Annotated in this window: 22 protein-coding genes; 2 read left to right on the top strand and 20 right to left on the bottom strand. The window is 63.7% G+C overall.

Annotation, left to right across the window (positions count from 1 at the left end; genetic code table 11):
• Positions 1-775: 775 nt before the first annotated feature.
• Genes J1C49_RS13950 through J1C49_RS13990 form a run of 9 tightly spaced genes read right to left on the bottom strand, consistent with a single transcriptional unit; the run spans position 776 to position 7,580 of the window.
• Positions 776-1,168, bottom strand: a complete 393-nt coding sequence (locus tag J1C49_RS13950) for a CBS domain-containing protein (protein WP_227446445.1) — start codon at positions 1,166-1,168, stop codon at positions 776-778.
• On the bottom strand, positions 1,165-1,344 hold the full coding sequence (locus J1C49_RS13955; protein ID WP_227446446.1) for a hypothetical protein: 180 nt from the start codon (positions 1,342-1,344) through the stop codon (positions 1,165-1,167). Before J1C49_RS13955 ends, J1C49_RS13950 begins: the two co-directional genes overlap by 4 nt.
• 13 nt (positions 1,345-1,357) lie before the next feature.
• Positions 1,358-2,326, bottom strand: coding sequence for an FAD:protein FMN transferase (locus tag J1C49_RS13960; RefSeq protein WP_227446447.1), 969 nt, complete (start codon positions 2,324-2,326; stop codon positions 1,358-1,360).
• A 3-nt stretch (positions 2,327-2,329) separates the two neighbouring features.
• A complete protein-coding gene (nqrF, locus tag J1C49_RS13965; protein ID WP_227446448.1) occupies positions 2,330-3,553 on the bottom strand; it encodes an NADH:ubiquinone reductase (Na(+)-transporting) subunit F in 1,224 nt (407 codons plus the stop codon).
• Positions 3,550-4,164, bottom strand: coding sequence for an NADH:ubiquinone reductase (Na(+)-transporting) subunit E (gene nqrE / locus J1C49_RS13970; protein ID WP_227446449.1), 615 nt, complete (start codon positions 4,162-4,164; stop codon positions 3,550-3,552). Before nqrE ends, nqrF begins: the two co-directional genes overlap by 4 nt.
• A complete protein-coding gene (locus J1C49_RS13975) occupies positions 4,161-4,826 on the bottom strand; it encodes an NADH:ubiquinone reductase (Na(+)-transporting) subunit D (protein ID WP_227446450.1) in 666 nt (221 codons plus the stop codon). The genes nqrE and J1C49_RS13975 overlap by 4 nt, the downstream gene beginning before the upstream one ends.
• A gap of 3 nt (positions 4,827-4,829) precedes the next feature.
• Complete coding sequence (locus J1C49_RS13980) at positions 4,830-5,624, bottom strand: FMN-binding protein (RefSeq protein ID WP_227446451.1); 795 nt, start codon at positions 5,622-5,624, stop codon at positions 4,830-4,832.
• Positions 5,611-6,393 carry an RnfABCDGE type electron transport complex subunit D gene (locus J1C49_RS13985; RefSeq protein WP_227446452.1) on the bottom strand — a complete coding sequence of 261 codons (783 nt, stop codon included), beginning with the start codon at positions 6,391-6,393 and terminating at the stop codon, positions 5,611-5,613. Before J1C49_RS13985 ends, J1C49_RS13980 begins: the two co-directional genes overlap by 14 nt.
• Positions 6,390-7,580, bottom strand: a complete 1,191-nt coding sequence (locus tag J1C49_RS13990) for a Na(+)-translocating NADH-quinone reductase subunit A (protein ID WP_227446453.1) — start codon at positions 7,578-7,580, stop codon at positions 6,390-6,392. Before J1C49_RS13990 ends, J1C49_RS13985 begins: the two co-directional genes overlap by 4 nt.
• Before the next feature lie 194 nt (positions 7,581-7,774).
• Between J1C49_RS13990 and J1C49_RS13995 the strand changes: the two genes are divergently transcribed.
• Positions 7,775-8,956, top strand: coding sequence for a cytochrome c3 family protein (locus J1C49_RS13995; protein ID WP_227446454.1), 1,182 nt, complete (start codon positions 7,775-7,777; stop codon positions 8,954-8,956).
• A 159-nt stretch (positions 8,957-9,115) separates the two neighbouring features.
• On the opposite strand, the gene J1C49_RS14000 is transcribed toward J1C49_RS13995, so the two are convergent.
• The 11 genes from J1C49_RS14000 to J1C49_RS14050 all read right to left on the bottom strand — a co-directional run bounded on the left by J1C49_RS14000 (position 9,116) and on the right by J1C49_RS14050 (position 21,544).
• Positions 9,116-10,297 (bottom strand): cation:proton antiporter, encoded by a 1,182-nt coding sequence (locus tag J1C49_RS14000; protein ID WP_227446455.1) that lies wholly within the window; start codon positions 10,295-10,297, stop codon positions 9,116-9,118.
• A 1,120-nt stretch (positions 10,298-11,417) separates the two neighbouring features.
• Positions 11,418-13,526, bottom strand: coding sequence for a molybdopterin cofactor-binding domain-containing protein (locus tag J1C49_RS14005; RefSeq protein ID WP_227446456.1), 2,109 nt, complete (start codon positions 13,524-13,526; stop codon positions 11,418-11,420).
• The gene (locus J1C49_RS14010; protein ID WP_227446457.1) at positions 13,523-13,978 is read right to left on the bottom strand and encodes a (2Fe-2S)-binding protein; all 456 of its coding nucleotides are present in this window, start codon (positions 13,976-13,978) and stop codon (positions 13,523-13,525) included. Before J1C49_RS14010 ends, J1C49_RS14005 begins: the two co-directional genes overlap by 4 nt.
• Complete coding sequence (locus tag J1C49_RS14015) at positions 13,975-14,454, bottom strand: OsmC family protein (RefSeq protein WP_227446458.1); 480 nt, start codon at positions 14,452-14,454, stop codon at positions 13,975-13,977. Before J1C49_RS14015 ends, J1C49_RS14010 begins: the two co-directional genes overlap by 4 nt.
• On the bottom strand, positions 14,451-15,710 hold the full coding sequence (locus J1C49_RS14020) for an LVIVD repeat-containing protein (RefSeq protein ID WP_227446459.1): 1,260 nt from the start codon (positions 15,708-15,710) through the stop codon (positions 14,451-14,453). The genes J1C49_RS14015 and J1C49_RS14020 overlap by 4 nt, the downstream gene beginning before the upstream one ends.
• Positions 15,707-17,221: a tripartite tricarboxylate transporter permease gene (locus tag J1C49_RS14025; RefSeq protein WP_227446460.1), complete on the bottom strand. Its 1,515-nt coding sequence runs from the start codon at positions 17,219-17,221 to the stop codon at positions 15,707-15,709. Before J1C49_RS14025 ends, J1C49_RS14020 begins: the two co-directional genes overlap by 4 nt.
• On the bottom strand, positions 17,214-17,726 hold the full coding sequence (locus J1C49_RS14030) for a tripartite tricarboxylate transporter TctB family protein (RefSeq protein WP_227446461.1): 513 nt from the start codon (positions 17,724-17,726) through the stop codon (positions 17,214-17,216). Before J1C49_RS14030 ends, J1C49_RS14025 begins: the two co-directional genes overlap by 8 nt.
• A 75-nt stretch (positions 17,727-17,801) precedes the next feature.
• Positions 17,802-18,797 carry a tripartite tricarboxylate transporter substrate-binding protein gene (locus J1C49_RS14035; RefSeq protein ID WP_227446462.1) on the bottom strand — a complete coding sequence of 332 codons (996 nt, stop codon included), beginning with the start codon at positions 18,795-18,797 and terminating at the stop codon, positions 17,802-17,804.
• Between the two features lie 83 nt (positions 18,798-18,880).
• Positions 18,881-19,666: a sulfite exporter TauE/SafE family protein gene (locus J1C49_RS14040; RefSeq protein WP_227446463.1), complete on the bottom strand. Its 786-nt coding sequence runs from the start codon at positions 19,664-19,666 to the stop codon at positions 18,881-18,883.
• A 1-nt stretch (position 19,667) separates the two neighbouring features.
• Positions 19,668-20,660 (bottom strand): 4,5-dihydroxyphthalate decarboxylase, encoded by a 993-nt coding sequence (locus tag J1C49_RS14045; RefSeq protein ID WP_227446464.1) that lies wholly within the window; start codon positions 20,658-20,660, stop codon positions 19,668-19,670.
• Positions 20,661-20,854: 194 nt separating this feature from the next.
• Positions 20,855-21,544: a FadR/GntR family transcriptional regulator gene (locus J1C49_RS14050; protein ID WP_227446465.1), complete on the bottom strand. Its 690-nt coding sequence runs from the start codon at positions 21,542-21,544 to the stop codon at positions 20,855-20,857.
• Between the two features lie 179 nt (positions 21,545-21,723).
• On the opposite strand from J1C49_RS14050, the gene J1C49_RS14055 reads away from it, so the two are divergent.
• Positions 21,724-22,410: a fumarylacetoacetate hydrolase family protein gene (locus J1C49_RS14055; protein WP_227446466.1), complete on the top strand. Its 687-nt coding sequence runs from the start codon at positions 21,724-21,726 to the stop codon at positions 22,408-22,410.
• Positions 22,411-22,428 lie beyond the last annotated feature (18 nt).

A 22,428-nucleotide genomic window follows, 5' to 3' on the forward strand; every position in this document is an offset into this window, starting at 1 on the left:
GGCCGAAGACCAGCAATGCCACGCGGGTCTTTTCTTTTGTCCGGTCTGCCAAGCTGGCTTCGGTGAAATTGATGGAGATGCCAGCCGGAGAATGGCTTTCTCCTCAGAGCATAAGGGACGGCCCGTGTCGCATCGGTCAGGCCGCAAAGGTTTTCAACATTTTGTTGAGGAGGGACCCTGATAGACTGAAGGTTCCTCGCCTCAGACACTCCGTGAGAGCCGCTCTGAACGTCGTGGCGCGCCCTTCTCTGACGTCAAGGGCCAGTAGGGGAAGACGGCTGGGTGAGTAGGCTACGGGTATCGGAGCGTTTTCGGACGATATAGAATCATTCAACCTGCCTACCAGTCGTGAGGCCGCAGTGGTGCCGTTCACCCCTGACATACTGCGTTGATGGTGCGCCCCTTCGTTTCGAAGCCAACGACCATGACCCTGTTTGCAGCGCGGGGTCCCGACAGGCGGCGCAGGGTGCGACAGGAGACTGCGGCATCGGTTCCAGCCGCCATTTGACCACGCAGGCGCGTCTTTTCGCTGGCCGCGCTAGGGTGCGGTCTTTCGCACTGGCCGTCCCCCGCAGTTTGCCGTGATTGACGACGCTTGGCTGCGCGCCAGAGACGACGGGCTGTCGCAACTGTCGAACGGCTCCAAACAGGACCTGTGCAGGGTCTTCGCCAACTGATGTAGGGACGTTCCATGTGCCCTGAACACCGGGCAGTGGACACTGGGCAGTCGACACTGGACAATGGACACTGGACGCACCGTCCCGTGACGTGAAGCTCACCCGAGCCGGATCAGTTCGGCAAGAACGTCGGAGCGGTGAACCAGACCGACCGCCTGTCCTGCGTCGCACACCGGAAAGACTCGGTGTGGATGGGACAGAAACATCCCGGCCACCTTGATCAGATCATCGTCCGGCGCCACGGCAATAACCTCGCGACTCATATGGTCGGCCACGCGACCCGTCCATTCGCGGTAATAGCTCGCATGCAGCGCCGAACGAAAACAATCCTTCTGGGTGAGAAAACCGGCGAGGCGGTTGTCGTCCCCCACCACTGGGGCCGCAGCATTGCGCGTCTCGACCAAGAGAGCCGCCGCACCCCGGATCGGGGTCTCCGGGGTCAGCACGGGGAATTCCCTGCGCATGACTGCGGCAATCCGGGCCATCGTCATTGTGGCATCCCGTCTTCTCCGCGCTTTCGCAACGGGCAATCGGCGCATCGCCCCTCGGGACGGTTGGCCGCCGCGCTGCAGGAGGTGAGTGCGGGGCCGCGCCCGAGGAACAGGCCAAGGCCAAGGCCGCCCGCGGCCAACGCCACGATTGCAACGGCAAGCATCACTTCTGCCATGGGTCCGCCTTTCTCATGTCAGCACGTCTCCGATGCCGCCGGTCTCGACACCGCGCACCGAGGCACCGGCGTCAAACAGGAAAAGCGCCGCGATATCGCGTTCGCGTGCGAGTGCCGGGCCGGCTTTATCGCCGGCCGCGAAAAGCGCCGTGGCCCATCCATCGGCGGTCATGGCATCGCCCGCCAGAACCGTGACCGACCGCAAACGCCCATCAACCGGGCGCGCAGTCGCCGGATCCATGATATGGCCCCAAAGCCGTCCGTTGAGCGTGTAGCTTTGAACGCCAAGGCCCGATGTCGCCACGGCCATGCCGGCCGGCAGATGCAGGATGGCATGCGGGGGATGGCCCGGCCATGGATGGGCGACCGCCACATGCCAGTCGCGCCCTGTCGGATGGGGGCCGAGCGCGTGCAGTTCACCGCCGAGATCCAGCAGCAGGTTGTCCATTCCATATCCTCGGGCCACGCTCACGGCGCGGTCAAGCGCGCGGCCTTTGGCGATGCCGCAAAGATCGAGGGTGAGGTCGGTGTGCCGCTTGGACAAGCGCCCCGCGTCCAGGATCAGGCCGCGCCAATCCGACGCTGCGCCACCCGTGATCGGCCCGAATCCCCAGCGCGCCACGAGAGGACCGACCGTCGGATCGAACGCGCCGCCGCTATCGTGAGCCAGCGCAAGGGCCGCTTGCACCACGCGGATCAATTCGGCGCTGGCCGACACGCCCGGCGGGCTGGCGTTGAAACGACTGATTGTGCTGTCCGCACGCCATGGAGACATCTCCTGGTCGATCTCCGAAAACAGTGCGTCCAGCGCGGGCCGGAGGCGTGCAAGGCCGTTGTTCTCGGCACCGGTGATCCGCCAAGATGTGCCGAAGGCTCTGCCGGTCAGCTCTTCGAGCGGAGCCGCCTGTGCCCATGACGGGGTGATGAGCGCCGCCGCAAGACCGGCCAGAACAGTGCGGCGCGAAGCAAGGTGTCTGTGCATGTCTCAGGCTCCGAAATCGTCGTAGAAAATGGCATCGGGCTCCACGCCCAACCGTTCCAGTGTTCCCAGCACCGCCGTGATCATCACCGGCGGTCCGCAGAGATAGTATTCGCAGTCCTCGGGCGCGGGATGGTCCGTCATTTCGGCGCGCAGGATATCGTGGATGAACCCGGTTGCACCGGTCCAGCGGTCGCCGGGAGCCGGGTCGGAGAGCGCGGGTGTCCAGCTGAAATTCGCATGCCTTTGGGCAAGCGCTTCGAATTCCCGCGCATAAAACAAGTCGGACGCGGAGCGCGCGCCATAGAAATACCGGATGCGGCGTGGCGTGCCGCGCCCCAATTCCTGATGAATCATGGCCCGCAGCGGGGCCATGCCGACCCCACCACCCACGTAGACCATCTCGCGTTCGGTTGGTTGGACATGGAAATCCCCGAACGGACCCGACACGGTGACCGGATCGCCGGGCTGCAGCGTGAACAGCCACGACGACACAATGCCGGGCGGCACCTCCTGTTCGCGCCCGGCCGGTGGCACGGCCAAGCGGATGTTGAACACGGCCGTGCCTGCGTCTTCCGGGCGGCTGGCGAGGGAATAGGCGCGCGTGACGTCGGTGTCGGACGCGACCTGCATCTGGGACCAACCGGCAACCTCCCACGCATCGCGGAATGCGTCGGGCACATCGAGGCGCGCGAAATCCAGACGATAGGGCGGCGTGGTGATCTGCATGAAATCGCCGGCATGAAAATCGGTCGGCCGGTCTTTCGGCAAATCCAGAACGATTTCGCGAATGAGCGGTGCCAGCATGCGGGTGGAAGCGACGGTGCAGACAAAACCGCCGCCTGCGCTCAGGATACCTTCCGGAACCTCGACCGCGCAATCGCCACGCAGGCTGGTCTGGCAGGCAAGGCGCACGTGGTTGCGCCGTTCCTTGGGTGACAGCACACCGCGTTCCGTCGCTTGCGGCGTGCCTGCGCCATCGCCCGTGACGGTCACGCGACAGAGCCCGCAGGTTCCCTTGCCGCCGCAGGCCGCCGGGATCGGAAGCTGGGCGTTTTGCAGCGCGTCGAGCAGCTTGTCCCCCCGCTGCGCGGGAATGTGGCGCCCGCCATTCACTGCGATGTCGAACGCCTCATCCGGGATCAACCGCCGCCGCAAGAGCAGCAGCCCGGTTGCCAGCGCGACAATCAGCGCCATGATCACAATGCTGCCCAACGCGATCTCGGTCATGGTGTCACCGCCATCTGCGCGAAGGAGGCAAAGCCCAGCGACATCAGCCCGGTCAGAACGAATGCGATGCCCAGCCCGCGCAGCCCGGCGGGCAAATCGGCATAGGCCAACCGCGTGCGGAGCGCCCCGAGGATCGCGACGGCGACAGCGAATCCCAGTCCGCTGCCCAGCCCGAAGACCGCGGATTCGGCCAGGCTATAGGAGCGCTCCACCATGAAGAGGCTGCCGGCGAGGATGGCGCATTGCACTGTCAGGAGCGGCAGGAAAACGCCAAATGCCGCATGGATTGCCGGAAAGAACCGATCAAGCAGCATTTCGAGCAACTGCACGGTTGCGGCGATCACCCCGATAAAGGCGATCAGCGCGAGGTATGACAGATCGAGCTCGGGCATCCCGGCCCAGGCCCATGCTCCGGGAGCCAGAAGCCCCTCATAGATCAGCCAATTGAGCGGCACCGTTACGCCGAGCACGCCCGTCATGGCGATGCCGAGGCCGAGAGCGCTTTCGGGGCGCTTGGACAGCGCAAGAAACGTGCACAGCCCGAGGAAAAGCGTCAGCGGCATGTTGTCGACAAAGGCCGCCGACAGGAACAGGGCCCAAAGCTCGCTCATTCGACCGACCTCGCATCTGCGGGCGGCGTGTGCTCAGGGGCCTCCACCTGCGCCGGCTGGAACGACCGGATCGCCCAGACCAACCCGCCCAGCAGAAAGAACGCCGACGGCGCCAGCAGCATCAGGCCAAGCGGGGTAAACCATCCGCCCGCATCCGCAGGCGGCAAGACCTGCCAGCCGAAGAGCTGTCCGCGTCCGAAGAGTTCCCGCAACCCGCCGATAAAAAGCAGGATCAGTGAATATCCCAGCCCATTGCCGAACGCGTCCACCGCCGCCGGGAACGGCGCGTTGTGACGCGCATAGGCTTCGGTGCGCCCGAGGACGAGGCAATTGGTGGTGATCAGGCCGACATAGATCGACAGCGCGCGGCTGATCCCCGCGAAATAGGCTTGCAGCACCTGGTCGATGACGATCACCAGAGAGGCCACGATGACGATCTGGACGATCAGGCGGATCGTCTCGGGGATATGGCGACGGATCAGGCTGATGAGGATTGCCGACAGCGTCAGCACAACGGTCAGCGAGACCGACATGGTCAGCGCCGTCGCCAGAGAGGTTGTCACAGCCAACGCCGAACAGATGCCCAGAATTTGCAGCGTCACCGGGTTTTGGCGGACCAGCGGCTCGGTCAGCGTGCTCCAGATGTCAAAACGCGCGGCCAACGCTCAGAACTCCCCGCGTTCGATGGCGCGGATCAGCGGGCCGTAGCCTTCCGGACCAAGCCAGAAACGCACCATGTTTGAAACGCCGCGCCCGGTGCGCGTGGCCCCGGTGATGCCGTCGACCTGATAGGGCCCGGACGCGTCGGCCCGCGCCACATTGAAGCGCAGATCGCCGGTGTCGTCGCGGATCGCGGTGCCGGGAAAGCTGGCTTGCCACGAGGGGTCTTCGATCCGGCCACCAAGTCCCGGGGTTTCGGAATGGCCGGTGATGGCAATGCCCGCGATGGTGTTCAGATCGCCCTCAAGGGCAAGGATCGCGTCGATCCGGCCGCCATAGCCCTGTCCGGTCAGCGGCAGCAGGACCAGCGAGATCGCGTCGCCGGTGCGTAACAGGAAGATCTGCGCGTAATCGGGGCGTTGACCCAGACCGGCGATATCCACCCCGGCGTCGAGCGTCGTCCAGTTGCCGGTATCGGCCAGGGTGGCCTCCAGCGTGGCGGTGGTCACGTCCTGCGCCGCACGACCCTCCTCGATGTCGATCACCACCGTCGACAACGCACCGCCCGATTGCTCCAGCAGGGCGGCCATGCCGGGAATGCCCCGCACCAGCGCCTCTATGCGGGCCTGTTCTTCGGCGGCACGGTTGGCTGTCTGGATCGGGCGCAGCAAGACGGTCGCGCCACTGACCATCAGCCCGCAGACGGCGGAGACAAGAAAGGCCATCACCAATGTCTTGGTGCGGCTTTCATTTGGCAGCGCAAGGAAGCGCCGCCATGGGTTGCGGTCAGGATCGGCCATGTCGTCTGCGCCTTTGAGCGTACCAGAGTGCCAGCGCCAACTCGTCGAGGACGGGGGCTGCGAGCGATGTGAGAAGGGCGGCGGCGACCGCGAATTGAACCGGTGCCGCGTCGTGCCAGCCGGTGGCGAACAGGATCACCAGCGCAAGATAAAGCAGACCATTGAGCCAGCGGCCAAGCATCGTTGTCGCGCTTGTCACCGGATCAGCCACCAGCAAGACAAGCACGACCCCCGCCGCCGGCAACGCCGAGGCGGGCAGCACGCCCAATGCGACGGCGCCGCTTGCTCCGAGCGTCGCGGAAACGATGATGCCTGCCGGCAAAACCCCCGTGGCGATGCCGATCGCGGCGGCCGGAATCGCGGCCCAGGCCACGGGCAACAGGATTTCGGGCCATGCAAAGCCGGGAAATCCGAAGCCCAGAAAGGACAGCGCCACGGTTGCCGGGTTGACCACGTTGCGCCCCCAGCCACCGAAAACCAATTCGCCCATCACGGCGCCGAAGCTGATGCCGAGGATCAGACGGACCGGCCCCAGCCCCTCGGGCGCCAGCATCGCAATGGCCAATGCCGTGATCACCGCTGAGAGCGATACCGGCTGCGCGCGCGCCAGCAGGAAGACAAGTTGCCAGATCGCGAGGATCAGCGCCGCCAGTGCAAACCGCTGGACCTCTTCGATGCCGCCGAACCACAGCCAAAAGAGCGCGAGCTGCAGATACGCCGCAAGGAGCATGATCACCACGGTCTCCCGTGTCCAAAGACCCCGGGTCATACCGCAAACTCCGTCCTGATCCGGTCCAGCAGGCCGCGCAAAAGCTCTGCGAGGTGCGCGTCCCCGCCCAGCACGTAATCGGCCAGTGCGACATCGTCCTCCAGCAACGACAGGACCCCCATTTTCATCGCGGTCTCGTCATCGCCCGCACCCAGCGCCCGCACGAACGCCGCCGCCGGCATCATGTCACCGAAGGCCTGATCCAGCGCTGCGCTTGGGATCACCGGCTTCGGCGTGGCGGAGCGGGTCAGCGCGGCGACAAGCCAATGGGGGGCTGCGCGCGGGGTCTCGCGCGGCAAGACGGTGACCTGACGATCGCGGGGGGCGAGCCAATGGGCAAAGTGCCCGTCCAGCGGTGACCCCGACAGGAGTGCGTGCGGCCCCGGCCGGACGATGCGATGGGTCAATTCGCGGAGGTCCGCCCCGACTTGCGCGCGCACCAGACGGCTTTCGCGCAGGGCCGACCCTTCGACCGCGACAAGCCGCGTCATCGGCAAGCGGCCGGTTTCGATCAGCGCGCCAAGCGATGCGACGTCCTCGGCATGGATGTCCCAGACCGGACTGTCGAGCCCCGCCGGACAAAGCGCATGGATGCGTAGCCCGGATGCCCCCTGCGGATGGCGGCTTCCGCTGTGGACGACGCGAAGTCCTTTTGCATCGGACCCGTCGACAAATCGGGAGCCCGGTAACTGGCACACGAAAACCGTTCCGGCCGTCAGCATCGACAAGGCCCGGAGGCCGCGCAGGAATGCCTCCTCGCGCCCGGCAAGGGCCTCCCGCGGATCGGGCGCGAACGGTCGGGTATCGGTCGCCATGACAAAAATGGCGGCGGGGCGTTCATCGGCGTCCGGCATCCCGCCGAAGGGCCGACGCCGGATCCAGGGCCAGAAACCGGCGCGCTGCATCAGCCGGCGCAAGCCCGGTTCGGTTTCGGCGTCGTCGGTCGCGTGGGTCACGACATCACCGCCGGGGTCCCGGAAAACCACGATTTCGGACAGCCTGTGTCCGCGCAAGAGCACGCTCCGCGCGACGCGGCCGGGCATCGGTGAGACAAAGCAGACATCCGGGGCATTCCGAAGACAGGCCACAGGCGCGCCCTGCGCCACCGCTGCGCCGTCCTTGATCTGCACCGTCACGCGCGGCGCCATGCCATGTGGCGGCCGGACCCCGGCTTCTTCCGTGGTCACCTCCTCCCCGCCGGGCGCGGCGCGCGGCGGAGACCGGAAGGATGGCGTGAGGCCTGAACGAGAACCGAACTGGAACATGAGGCATGGTTAGCACGAGACCGGGCAGGGTCGTTTGATCTGCCGCAATCCGCGGACATGCCGACCATGGTACTCTGACAATCGAGTTCCCCGTTGCCACCAACACCGGAGTCGACATGTTGCCCAGATATCTGAAAACCTCCTCCTCGTTGATCGCCGTCGCATCGCTTGCGATTTTCCTTGCCGGCACGCATGGTGTCTTCGGCCAAGACGACAGCGCGAACCCGGAAGACGGCGAGGCGGCGGTGCCGTTCGCCTTGCCGAAATCCGGCCCGTTCAATCCCGCCGATATCGAGATCAAGAATGACCAGGCGATCAGTGACTGGTTCCGTTCGGCCCATGCTGATGCGGCGGCAGAGGCGTTTCGTCATTGGGACGAAGACGAGGAAATCACCGCTGTCTGCGCGACATGCCACTCTGGTGAGGGGTTTCGCGATTACCACGGGCTGGACGGCACCGCGGCGGGAAGCGTCGAAGGCCCGATCAATACGGGCGGTGTGGTCGATTGCGGCACCTGTCACAACGCCGGCCTGTCCGAGATCACGGAAGTCGCCTTTCCCAGCGGTCTGATGCACCCCGTTCAGGGCGTCGAAGCGTCCTGCATGACCTGCCATCAGGGACGCTCGGCGGGCAGCAAGGTGGTCAAGGCGGTCGCCGGCCTCGACATCGATTCGCCCAATCCCGACCTGCGGTTCATCAATCCGCACTACGCCACCGCCGCCGCAACATGGCTGGGCGGCTATGGCGGATCGGGCTACCACTACGATGGCAAGGATTATTCCGGGCGCTTCTTCCATGCGCGTCCGGTATCAAGCTGTGTCTCGTGCCATGAGCCGCATACGCTCGAAGTGGCGTTCGAGCCCTGCCTGACCTGCCATCAGGCGGACACGCCCGAAGAAATCCGCATCGCTCGGCAAAGCTATGATGGCAGCGGCGACACCAAGAAAGGCATTCGGTCCGATATCCAGACCAATGCGGCGATGCTTCTGGACATGATCAGAAGCTATGCGGCAGAGGTGGCCAGCACGCCAATCGTCTATGACGGGACGCGCTATCCGTATTTCTTCACCGATGCCAACGGCGATGGTGTGGCTGATCAAAGCGATGGAAGACCGGTTGCCTACAATGCCTGGACGCCGCGAAGCTTGCGCGCCGCCTATAACTGGAAACTCGTCACAGCGGATCCCGGCAATTACGCTCACAATCCCGCCTACATGCTTGAGCTGCTCTACGATTCAATCGAGGATCTGAGCGCCCCGCTGGGAACGGATATGCAAACGTTGAAACTGCTGCGGTAGGATCGTGCCCTGGCGTGTCGCGACACGCCAGGGTCAGGCGTAGAGGGTCAGGCATGGTATGGCACCCGGCGCGGCGGCGCCTGTGCAGCATGACGCGCGCGCCGGGTGCGGTGGCTTCAACTGCGCGCGACACATCTTGGCCGCGATCGACGCGACCGGTCACTCCTTGGGTGCTTCCCTATCGGCTTCCCTGGCTTGAACGTGCCGAAGCGCCATCAAGGTGAAGGGCGGCCCGACGACCTCAAAGATCACGGTGGCCGCGACGGTCAAGGTCATGATCGTTGCGCCCCATTGCGGGATCGCTTCGGCGGCGACAAGGGCCATGCCCACCGCGACCCCGGCCTGCGGAAGAAGCGCGGGTCCGTAGACGTGCCTTTCGATGGCCGGCACACGCCCAAGGCGCGCACCGACCTCGCCGGCCAGGATCCGCGAAACGACGCGCAGCGCGACATAGGCAGCCGTCAGCCAACCCAGCGACCACAGCGCTTCCAGTTCAAGCGACGCCCCCGCGAGCAGGAAAAACAGCAGCATGAATGGCCATTCGATATGCTCGATCTCGTTGAATGCGCGCTCGTGATGCTGCGCGACATTGGCGATGATGGCCCCGGCCGTCATCCCGGCCACGAGGAAGGAGACCTCCAGCCAGATCGAAACACCTGCCGTGACAAAGACAAGGCCGATGGCTTCGGTTTGAAGCGGTTCGCCCGGCTTGAGCCGCCCGGTGAAAAACGCCGCCGGAAACCCGATGGCCGCGCCAAGCAGAACTGCCCCACCGATATCAAGGGCGACGATCATCAGCGGCCCGGACCAACCGTCGAACGGGTGCACCAGCGCCAGGCAGAGACTGAAGACCATGAGCCCCCAGACATCGTCGATCGCGACGATACCGCTGAGTGTTTCGGAGAACCCGTTGCGAATGCCGGACTGATGAATGACATCCGCGATTGCCGCAGGCGCTGTTGCGGTAGCGATGGCCCCGAGCAGGAGCGCAAGACCGGGATCGAGGCCAAGCAATGTGAGGCCGCCCCAGACGATGACCGTGGTCCCCACCACCACGCAGAGCGAGATCGCAAATATGGCCCGCCCGTGACTCACCAGGTTTTCGCGGGTCAACTCTCCGCCAAGCAGAAACGCGACCATCGTCAGGGCGATGAACGACAATGGCTCGAACCAATCCGTCGCGGTTTCTGGCAATAGGTCAAACCCGGATTGTCCGACCAGAAGCCCCAGAAGAAGCAGCATCGTCACGCGCGGCAATCGCGTTGCATGTCCAAGCTGATCCGCGACCAGCCCCGCAAGGAAAAGGGCTCCGATGGCAGCAAAGAAAAGACCGAGGTCCAAGCGTTTGATCCTTTTTGGAGATATGAGCTATCTTTGACGAACGTGCGGGCGGTCATCCGGGCAAGCGTAAAGCAAGTTGGCGCCAATGGCGTCCAGCGGCGGCGTCCTGTCCTGCCCGTTGCGCCCTGGCCGTCCAAACGTCATCCAGACTGGACCGGATCTTTCTCGCCAGCATTGATGGAGATCAATGGAATTGGAAGGCCGGATTTCTTCCAGATTGGGGCGATGCAGACCGCGACGGCCGACTTCGAGAATTCTTGCCCTTGCGGATCTGGGGCAACTCCGACGAGACAGCCATGGCAGCTTACTTGCAGGCCTGTCAGGGCATGCAATGCGCGCGAAAACGGTGTGGCCGGGGCGACCCGATGCGGTGCCCGGAATGACAGCACGTCCTGAAGGGGAACGGCTGTATGGGCGCCTTCGGAGTTCTGCTGGAAACGCGGTCAAAACGCTGTGCGTTCTGCGCAATGGCGCTGTGAGCGCTTGGCGGGCTCGGACGCGGCGGGGTGTTGCCGGTCGACGGTGTCGCTCATCATTGGAGACGACAGAATCCTGCCATCAATCCAGCGCCCCGATGCCGTTTGCCAAAAGCGGTCTTTTCGCGTTGGGCGCCACTTCGGTGGATGGAAGGGGCGAAGCGATCTTCGAAACTCTGGTGACGTTATCCACGCAAATGACGACGCCATCCCGAGATGTGCTGAGGCCGAAACCGGGCTTGTCGGTCCATTCCTGATCCATCCGCACGGCGATGGCGGGAAGGCCTCTCGCGCCTCTCGCGCGGCTGCGGGAAAGGGTGCGTCGGCATTGCGCGGGCGCGATTTGCGCGGCCGACCCACCGACGCAAAACAGCCAAATCGACGGCGACCGGTGATGCGGGCAGGTGTTTCGGTGGTCAGCGCGTCCAGGGCGCTTTTCGGGGAGAGCGGATCAGGACCGCTGACAAGATGCCGAAGGAGACCGGCTTCAATTCAGCCAAGCGGAGGGTGTTGGCCTGCACCGCGGCCAACGGGCTGCGCCAAGCGAGGGGCGCGTTGGCGCCGCAAGACCGGAACGCGCTGGACGGATGCAGGCTCACAGTGGCGTTTTTACGCCGCTTGGCCGGCAAGCGCGGTATTCCCCGTCAGAGCGCGAGTGCGGCTTGTTTCAGCGCATCTGCCGTAAACGGCATGCGCCGCATTCGAAGGCCCGTGCAATCCTGTATCGCGTTGGCAATGGCAGCAACTGTCGGGCCGGGGGAGGCCTCACCGGCACCGACAGACGGGTTATCGAATGTATCGAGCAGGACAACCTCGATATCAGGCACATTGTCGAAGCGGATCACCGGATAGCTGTCCCAGTCGCGCGATGTTATGCCATCCCGGTCCCATGTGACTTCTTCACAGAGGGCCCAGCTGGCCGCCTGTATGAAACCGCCTTCGAGCTGGGCGGTGAGACCATCGGGATCGATCACGCGGCCTGAATCGGCGACGATGATCGCATGATCCAAACGCACGTCGGCCGCGTCGGTCACGGTCACGTCGACGGCGATGCCGACCCGGGTCATGGCGTTTTTGTACTGGGCATAGGCAATGCCGCGCCCGGTGCCGTCGGGTCTTGGTCCGCGGTTGTCGAGACGGCGTTCCAGTTCCCGCAACACGGCAGAGGCGCGGGGATCTGTCAGATGCGCCTGCCGGAACGCGATGGGGTCCATGCCAGTTTGGCTCGCCAGATCGTCCATGGTGCATTCAATGGCAAAGACATTGGTGACGGCGCCAAGGCAACGCATGGCGGACGTGCGATGGGGCAAGTTCTGCACAAGGTTCTTGACCAGCCGCTTTTCCGGAAAGGCATAGATCGGGTCGAGATTCCGGTGCATTCCCGCATGTTTGCCCATGTTCGGGGGGGCGATGTAGGGGGCCATCGCGTCGGCGCGGAACCGATTGGCGAGCAGTTTCGCAGGTCCCGCTCGGTTCGGTCCGGGACGCGGACGCCCGCGATGGGTGTCGCTATGGGCTTCGGCGGAGAAGGCAGTGACACACCCGTCGGTCATTTTTGCATCCACCTGAACCGCCATCGCAGGGGCGAACGGCTCCCATGCGTGTTCATCCTCACGGCTCCATTTCAGCAGGATTGGTGTGTTTGGCAGTGCAATGGCGATCAGCGCCGCCTCGAACGCGGCGTCGTCCGCGCCGTTATGGCCGTAGCATCCGGAGCCGGGGACATGGGTGATCTCGACCTTGTCGGTGGAAAGCTCAAGGCTGTCCGCGATGGCCTCGCGCAGCGGATAGATGCCCTGGCTGTGGCTTTTGATGTCGAGCTCTGTGCCCGTCCACTCGGCCAATGCTGCGGACGGTGCAAGCGCGCCGTGCATCTGGTATGGGCGTTCGAAGCGGGCGCTCAGGTCCGGCGCATCGAGCGCATCAGGGACGGGGGCTTTTTGCGGTGTGCCGTCCACAACGGGAAAGCGATCGGCGTTTTCGGGGGCCAGATGCGCGAAGACATCCGTTTCGGGGAAGCCGCCGCCCAAATCCCATGTGCAGGCGATCCCAAGGCTTCTTGCCGCCTTCACCACATCCCATTCGCGCGGGCCGGCAACGGCAAGGAAACTGCCGTCGCGGATGACCTGTATGCCTTTTGCCTCGGCCTTGTCGATCGCCGACCCGTCGATCTCCTGCAACGTTGCCTTGGCGTGGGGGGGGCTGATGCGGCGGGCGTGCCACATGCCCGGCAGGTCGAGGTCATGCAGGAAGGTGAAGGTCCCGGTTACCATCTCCGTGATGCCGCGCATGTCCGGTTTCGGCGACTGCGCGGGGCTGTGTCGCGGGAGGTCCGGATCAATGGGCAGATTCGGGGGCAGATCGCCGGCAAGGTCGATCAGGCTGATCCGGATATTCGTGCCGGTGCGATGGACAAAGCCGTCCTCCAGCACCCAATTGGCCGGTTCGCCGCCTTGCTGGGCAACAGCGATGTCCAGAACCCGCGCCCGCAGGGTCGCTGCTGCGGCGGCGACAGCGCGGCCGGATTGCTCGATGGAGTTGCTGCCCGAGGTGATGCCTTCATCCGGGGCGTGGCCGGTGCGGACAGGGGCGATGCCCAGCTGTCCCGGCGGCAGCGCCAGTTCCTCCTGCACGATCCGCACCAGCGCGGTCGAGATGCGCTGCCCGATATCGACCTTGCCGGTGTGGATCAGCAACCGGTCTTGCTCCGGCGTCAGCCAGTCGGAGACGAGCGGATAGGCGTCAAGGCTCATGATGCGCAAGCCCTTTCGATAGCGCGGAGCACGCGGGGATGCGATCCACAGCGGCATAGATGCGGGGTCAGGGCCTCTTTGGTGGCGGCGCTGTCCGGTGCCGGGGTGTCCGACAGAAGCGCCGTTGCCGCCACCACCAGACCGGAGGTGCAATACCCGCATTGCGCCGCCGTCTCCTCTATGAAGGCCTGCTGCACGCGCTGACCGATCTCGGTATCGGCGATGCCTTCGATTGTGGTGATTTCCTGACCGTCGAACACTTCGACCGGGCTCACACAGGACAAGACGACCTTGCCGTCGACCATCACCGCGCAGGCCCCGCATTGCTCCAACCCGCAGCCCAGCTTGGTGCCCTTGAGCTTCAGCTCGTCGCGCAGCACGTAGACCAGCGGCGTGTCCGGGTCGGAGGCAATATCGTGGCGGGTGCCGTTGATCGTCAGCGATAGGGTCACGGCGCGACACGCTCCCAGGTGATCTGCACGTCCACATCCGCCGATTTGAACAGGTTCATCACCGGGCAGCGATATTCGACGTTGCGGGTCAGACGGTCGAACCGTTCCTGCGTTTCTTCGGTGTGGACACGAATGCGCAGCTTTACCCAGTTGAAATAGGGGCGCACACCTTGCACGCCACGGCTGCCGCGCTGGTCCACTTCGCCATCGGCATCCATATCAACGGCGGTGTATTCAAATTTCATCGCCTCGGCGCAGCGATTGATGATGACGCCTTCGCACCCCAGCAATGAGGACAGGGTCATTTCGAGCGGCGTCGGCCCGGTGTTCGACTCCTTCTCGTCGGTGATGACGATGTGATCGCGCACCATCATCACCGACCGGGTCGAGGCTTCGTTGCGAGCGCTCACACGGCGGATGCCAAGCGCTTTCTTGTTCGGATCCACGCTCGGGGGGAGGAGGTCAGTATCGCTCACAGGGTCATCTCCAGGATATCGAGGCCACGGTTTCGGTCGAGCACGTAGATCAGGCCCTTGTCATCTACATCGACGTCGTTCGATTGCGGCGGTGCGCCGGTCGGTCCCGGCACCATGTAATGCGCCACTTCGACGGGCAGGTAAGGGTCGGCCACGTCGAGCACGCGCAGCCCCCCCGCAAACCAGGTCGCGTAGATCAGCGTGCCGTCGAGCTTTTCGCGGAACTGGTGCCCGCCAAAGCGCACGCCTTCCTCGCCGACCCAAGGGCAGAACCGTTCGGAAAGGTCCCAGGCCGCGATGGGTTCCATGTTGTCGAGGTCGGTCACGTCCATGACCCAGATGAACCCATGAAGACGCCCGGGCAGATGGGCGTGCTCTTCGTCGATCGCGATGGCAAAGCGTTTGCCGTCGATGGTCTGCTCAAGCGGCATCACGGTGTGGGTTGGCTCGGGGATCGCCTTGGGAAAGCGGTAGCTGCCCTTGAGCGTCGGGTTGGTGATGTCGCTTGCGTCCAGCACCCGGAAGCCGGCGTGCCAGACCGCCGCCCAAAGCTCGTCCCCGCAACGCATCGCGTGGTGCAGGCGGTGGCTGTAGCCGACGCCGGTGGGTGTCTCGCCCTTGGCCACGTGCTGCCCCGGCATGTGCCAGCGCGAGACTTCCGTCGGATTGCCGGGGTCGGCCAGATCATAGATCACGAGGATGTTGCCGACATAGCCCTCCATCTCGGTCGAGATATAGGCGTAATTTTCGTCCATATCGAAGCGGTGCACGCCAAAGCCGTGTGTCTTGACGTAGGACAAGAGTTTTGGCGCGGTCTTGTCCGAGACATCCCAGACCCGGAAACCACCGCTGGAATAGCCACGCTCCAGCGCCTCTTCGAGCACGGCAATGTCCGAGAGGTCGACCCCCAGACGCTCCGCGATCCCGGCGTCCGACAGCCCTTCCGCGCGCAGCCCGGCGATCTTGTCGCCCTTGCGCAGGAAGTGCCGCCGGTCCTGTTCGACATTGGTGATCATGATGTTTCCGACCACCTTCACCTTGTGGGTATGCGACCATTCATCGGGCGGCGCGACATGGGCCACCACCTTGGGGTTGGCCGGGTCCGACAGGTCGATGATCGACGTGCCCTTGGGCGGCTTCATGTGGCCGACATAGGCATAGCCATCGCGCACGGTGACCTCGCCCCCGCCCTCGATATCCAGATGCGCCACTTGGCGGATATTGCGCGCCAGTTCGTATTCGACTTCACGTTTCATTCGGCAGGCACCTCGAGTTTGCGTTTGCGCCGCATCCCGAACACGAGCGGCAGGATGATCGACATGGCGAAGGCCACCCACAGGATGTTGCCCAGCGTTGAGGAGAACAGCACCATGATGTCGCCGTCGGATTTCTTGAGCGACCACAGGAAGTATTTCTCCAGCAGCGGCCCGAGGATGACCCCGATCAGGATCGCCGCGACGTGGTAGCCGGTGCGCCGGGCGATGTAGCCCAGAACCCCGAAGGCCAGTGCGAGATACATGTCGAACATGTATTCGCGCGGCACGAAGCCACCGACCAGCGTGAAGCTGATGATCATCGGCGCGAGGTAGATCGTCGGGATCGTGGTGACGTGGCTCATGTAGCGGCTGAGCGGCAGGATCGTCAGGAACATGATGACGTAGCTCACCGCCATGGCCATGAACATCCCGTAGCCGACCTTGGGCTGGTTCTCAAAGAGCGACGGGCCAAAGCTCACGCCGTGGAACTGCATCACCACCAGCATGATGGCCGCCGTGGCCCCGCCGGGAATGCCCAGCACCAGAAGCGGCACCAGCGTGCCGGAAGTCACGCCGTTATTGGCCGCCTCGGGCGCGATCAGCCCCTCGGGATGGCCTGTGCCGTAGCGCTCCGGCGTCTTTGAGAAGCTGCGCGATTGCTGGTAGGCGACAAAGCTCGCGATGGATGCCCCGGCACCCGGGATAACACCGATCACCAGCCCGATGATCGATGTCCAGACGATATGCACCCACCGCTTTAGCGCGATGCGCACCCCGTCAAACGTGTCGGTCCAATTGGGTGCCTTGGGTTCATTGTCATGGTTCACGATCACGCGTTTTTCAATGATGACAAAGGCCTCGGACACGGCGAAGAGCCCCACCAGCGCCGGGATCAGCGGCACGCCGTCATAGAGTTCGAGAAACCCGAAGGTGCCGCGCGGCGTGGCATAGACCACATCCGTGCCGATAGAGCCGATCATGAGCCCCAGGAAACCCGCGATCAGGCCCTTCACCATGTCCTGCGCCGCGATGGAGGCGATCAGGGAAATACCGAACAGCATGACCACGATCATCTCGACCGAATGCATGTAGAACCCGACGCGTGCGAGGATCGGCATGGCCGCAAGAGCAATCACGGTGGTCAGCAACCCGCCGATACAGGAGGCGACAAAGGAAATCGCCAGCGCCTGCTGACCCTTGCCCTGCTTCGACATCGGGTAGCCGTCGAGCGGTGTCGCGGCGGCCCCGGCGGTGCCGGGAATGTTGACAAGGATCGCCGGAATGCCCGCCCCCATGCGCGCGGCGCAATAGAGCGAGATCATGAACACCAGCCCCGATTGCAGGTCGAGCGCCAGTGTCAGCGGCATCAGGATGATGATTGTATTGGCCGCCGAGAAGCCCGGAATGCCACCCACGATCAGGCCCAGAAAGATCGTGGGCACGATGATGTACCAGTAGCCGAGCGTTTCGAAAAACACCTCGGTCAGGATCGATGCTGTGCTGCTATCCATTGTTCATCACTGCTTGCATTGTGGTTTCGAACCAGCCGCGCGGGAACCGCGTGTCAAAGGCCCAGATGAACACGGCCCAACCGATCAGCGCCATCGCGCCCGAAATCAGGATGATGAAGCCCGCGTTCCGCCCCTTGGCGAGGATCAGCATGCTGATCGCCAGAAACAGGAAGGTCATCAATGTGAAGCCCAGCCGGTCGATGAACATCACATAGCCCACCGTGGTTGCCAGAAGCCCGATGCGGCCGGTGCGGAGGTCATCCACCGTGAAGAGATTGGCAAAACCCAATGTGCCTTGGCCCCGGCGCAGCCACAGGATGCAGCGCACGAAGAAGATCGCACAGACCAGAAGCAGGAAGCCACCGACCATGAAAGCACTGACCTGTGCCGTCCATGGCGAGTTCCAGATGGTCGAGAAGAAGTACAAGGTGAAGCCCACAGCGAAGATGGGGATCACCAGCTCGCCGCCAATCTGCCGTGGCGGTTTGTGAGGGTCTGAAGCCATGGGTGCGCCGTCCTGTCTGATAAATGCGATGCGGAAAGGCCGGCAGCGCCGCGTTGCGCTGCCGGCCGGGAGGCGTCAGGCGCCGCTGAGCAGAGAGCGGTAGCGCGCGCCGAGTTCCAGCATCGATTGCTTGAACGCTTCGCATTCCTCGATCCCGGCATATTGCAGGTATTCCGGGGTGCCCTTGTTCGCGACATAGGCCTCCATCAAGGCCGGATCGTCGAAGGTCTCCCGGAAGGTCGAGGTCAGCACCTCAAGCCGGTCGGGATAGTCGTCGGCGGCTTTCTTGTGGATGCCGAACGCCCGTGCCGAAAGCATCTCGGGCAGGTCCATGTCATAGGCGTCGTTGATGCTCGGCGCGTTGTCCAGCGCCTCGCCAACGATGTTGTCGCCAAACACCAACAGCGTCTTGACGCTGTCGCCCGCCGCAATCACGGAACCAGACGTCAGGACCGAGAAATCGACCTCTCCCGTGACCGCGCCGGCCACAGTGGACTTGCCGCCCTGGAGCGGGATCAGGTTGAAGTCGATGCCGAGCTTGTCCCCGAGCGCCAGCAGACCGATCGAGGCGGGGTGCGCCATGCGGCTGGTTCCGACATTCAGGCGGCGCGTCTTGGCCGCGGCAATGATGTCGTCCATTGTTTGCAACGGGCTTTCCGCGCCGACAAACAGACAGCACGGATCCTTGTCGACCTGACCGAAGTAGAAGTAATCGTTCACGTCGAAGCTGGGGGCCTGCATGGCCCAGTTCAGCACTTCCGGACCCATATTGCCGAAGATCAGGTTGTAGGCGTCGGGCTCTGCCTTGCCCATGTAGATCTCGTAGCCGACACGGCCCGATGCCCCGGGGTAGAAACCCGGCTCGAAATCGGTGCCGAGCTTTTCTTTCCACACGCTCGAGAAGGCGCGGAAATTACGATCCGCACCGCCGCCTTCTGCGGTCGGCACATAGACGTTTATGTTGCGTTCAGGGTATGTATTGGCCCGCAGGATGCCCGGTGTCGCAAGGGTCAGGGCCGTTGCAGCGGCCCCGGTTCCCAACAGGGTGCGGCGGGTGATCATCGGTTTCATGGACATGGTCTCCTCCCATTTCATGGTTTCAGTCATATGCGCATTTGTCATTGGTCCGCCGGGATCGCGCGCGCCCCGTGCGGTTAGTGGCCTCCTCCATCCGGTGCCGGTGTGGCGCTGGCGAAATAGATATCCGTGGCCCCGGCGTAGATGAGCCGCAGGGCCAGAACAGTGAGGACGATCTTGAGCACCGTCTGAAAGTGCCGGTCGTTGATCCGGGCGAGCATGACCTTGCCCGCAAGCGTGCCCAGCACGCCGGCGGCGATGAGCAGAACGATCAGCCCGGTCCAGACGCTGAAGGCAAACCCAAGGATCCCGAAAACCACGGTCTTGAGCAGATGCTGTAGCGTCATGAACATCGCATGCGTCGCCACATGTGCATGGCGGTCAAGGTCCTGCGCGCGCACATAGGTGGCCACGAACGGCCCGGTGCCGCCGAAAAACATCGTCAGAAAGCTGGAAAACACGCCGGTGACCATGCCAGAGCGACGAAGAAAGGCCGGTGGCCTCGACACCACGGACCACAAGATGAACACCCCGACCCCGATCTGGATCCATCCCGCTTCGAGTTGCACCACCAGCGATCCGCCCAGCACGATCCCGATCACTGCGCCGATGGCAAAGGGGCCAAGAAGGTCAAACCGCATGTAGCGGGTCATGATTGCGGCGCGCCCGGCATTGGAGCCGAGTTGCACGAGGCCGTGCACCGGAATGATCGCCGCGGCAGGCAGAAGCGTGGCGAGCACGGCAAGCATCACCGCCCCGCCGCCGATGCCGAAGGCGATGGTCATGAAGGAGCTGGCAAAGCTGACCGCCAGCAGCGTTGCTGCGACCGGCCATCCCAATCCTGCATGCCACATCTCCATCATGTCAGCTGTCCAGAACCGACGGGTGAAACAATGAGTGTGGGGCGACCGGCGCTGCCGACAAGTGCTGGTCCAGAGAATAGCGGCAGATCGCGTCGATCTCGGCCATGTTGGCGGTGCAGCCGTAACTCCAGTAATCCGGCCCCATGCTGGCGAGCGTCCGTTCCATCGCGGCGTTGAGCCATGGGAGCGTCATGCGGTTCGCGTTGCCGAGCCAGACCGAGCGCAGCCGGGCCATCGCCATATCGCGGGCTTCCACAAACGCGTCATAAAGCGCGCGCGGCAGATCGGGGTTTTCATCTGCGATGGTTTTGCGGATCCCGATGAGGTGCATGATGGGAAAGAACCCGGTCTTGGAATGATAGGCCTGTTCCGCCGCTTCGAAATCGGGGATCAGGCGCACCAGATCGGGGTTGCCTTCCAGGAACGCCTTGGGGGGTTTCGGCGCAAGCAACCCGTCGATTTCGCCCCGAAGCAGCATGTCCTGTAACGTGTCCCCTTCGGTGATCGGCTCGACCACCATGCCGTCGGGCAGCGCCAGTTCCAGCCGCTCGCGCCGCACGCCTTCATCGAGGGCGCCCGTGCGCCAGTGGATATCATCGCAGACCACGCCGTATTCGTCGGCGAGGATGCCGCGCATCCACAGGGCGGCGGTCATCTGGTATTCCGGAACACCGATCCGACGACCGGCGAAATCGGCGGGGCTTTCAATGCCGGAACCGGCACGGGCAAAGAAACCGCTGTGACGGAACGCGCGGCTGACGAAGGCCGGGATCGCCGTATAGTCTGACCCGCCGCGCGACAGTTGCAGCACATAGCTGGACACCGACATTTCGGTGATATCGAACCGTGCCTCCTGCACAGCCCATGGAAAGAGCTTGGAGGTGGGGTGGATCTGGCTTTCGAGGGTGATGCCGGGCACGGTCACGCGCCCATCATGCAGCGCCATGACGCGGTCATGGTCCCATGTCGCAAGTGTCAGACTTGGATTGCTCACGCGCGCCACACCCTTTCGGACACGGTCGCGGATGCCCGCGGGCCGACCTGCCGGGACCAGATTTCTGATCGCCGTGGCGTGGCATGAACCGATACACTTCTGGTCAACATCGTCCTCCTCCCCGAGACACGTTTGTTACGACATTGTTGATGTGTGCGTTACACTCCCTTTCCCCGGTCACGCCGGACCAGCGATTACGCTTCCCCGAACAGTCGCGCGGCGACAGAGCCCAAATGCGTCCGCATCGCGGCATGTGCCGCGGTCGGATCGCGCGCTTCGATCGCGGCCACGATGGCGTCGTGCTCCGCGAAGCTGGAATGCGTGCGGGCAGGGCGGTCGGAACTCCGGACCACGGTGTTCCAGGCCACGGCCCGGCGCACGGTGTTCAGGTGGTCGAACAGGGACAGCAGCAGGATATTGTCCGTGGCTTCGGCCAAGGTCCTGTGGAAACTGTCGTCCCGCGCCTCGTATTCGTCCCAGGTGGGCGCGTCGATGGCGCGATCGCGGCACTGCTTCAGCTGGCGTATCGCATCCATCGTCGCATGCAGCGCCGCCTCGCGAGCGATTGCGGGCTCCAGCGCCTGACGCGCCCGCATGAGCTGGACGGGGGTCACTTTCTGGCTGAGCTTCGCCAGATTGCCAAGCCCGAATCCCGCATCAGGCGACGCGATGAACGTGCCCTTGCCCACGTGCCGCCAGATCGCGCCTTCATGTTCGAGGGCGTCCAGGGCCTTGCGCAGCCGGGCCCGGGTCACGTCAAGCCGCACGATCAATTCGCGTTCCGATTCAAGGCGGTCGCCGGGTTTGTAGCCACCGTCCTCGATATACGACCGTAGCTTGGCGACGACGTCGTCCGCTTCGACCGATACGGCATTCATCAACATGGCCTAACCTTTTATTGGTATACCAATTTGCGCCCGAACGGCACAAAACATGAGGTAATTATGCCCAGATTGGGTGATCAATCAACCATTCTGTCAAATTTTCCGCGTTGGTCGCGATTGATTTACCAATTTGACTGGGCTACAGCACAGGGGAACTGACGAAGAACCCGGAGTGACGCATGACCCAATACACAATCGAAACACCGCCTGTGACGGCTCTTCCCGTGGCCGGACAGGACGCGGTCTTCCCGGTGCGCCGCATCTACTGCATCGGCCGGAACTACGCCGCGCATGCGATCGAGATGGGGCATGATCCGGACCGCGAAGACCCGTTCTTTTTTCAGAAGAACCCCAACAATCTCGACACGTCCGGCAGCTTTCCGTATCCGCCGCATACCTCGGATGTGCACCACGAAGCCGAGATGCTGGTGGCGTTGAAGACGGGTGGCACCAACATTCCGGTCGAAAAGGCGCTGGATCACGTGTTCGGGTATGGCCTCGCGCTCGATATGACGCGGCGCGATCTTCAGGGCATCGCAAAGAAGGCCGGGCGCCCATGGGAGATCGGCAAGGCGTTCGAACGCTCCGCGCCCTGTGGACCGATCCATCCGGTGTCTGAGGTTGGGCATCCGAGCGAGGGTCATCTGGAGTTCAAGGTCAATGGAGAGGTGCGCCAGGAAGGCGATCTGAACCAGATGATCTGGAAGGTTCCGGAAATGATTTCCTACCTGTCCGAATATTTCGAATTGGCCCCCGGCGACGTGATCCTGTCGGGCACCCCTTCCGGTGTCGGCCCCGTGTCCAAGGGCGACACCATGGAGCTGAGCATTGACGGGCTGGGCACCCTGACCGTCACGGTCACCTGACGCGACCCGCCGCGCTTT

Source organism: Cognatishimia sp. F0-27, from assembly GCF_020667845.1.
Taxonomy (GTDB): Bacteria; Pseudomonadota; Alphaproteobacteria; order Rhodobacterales; family Rhodobacteraceae; genus JAFMPQ01.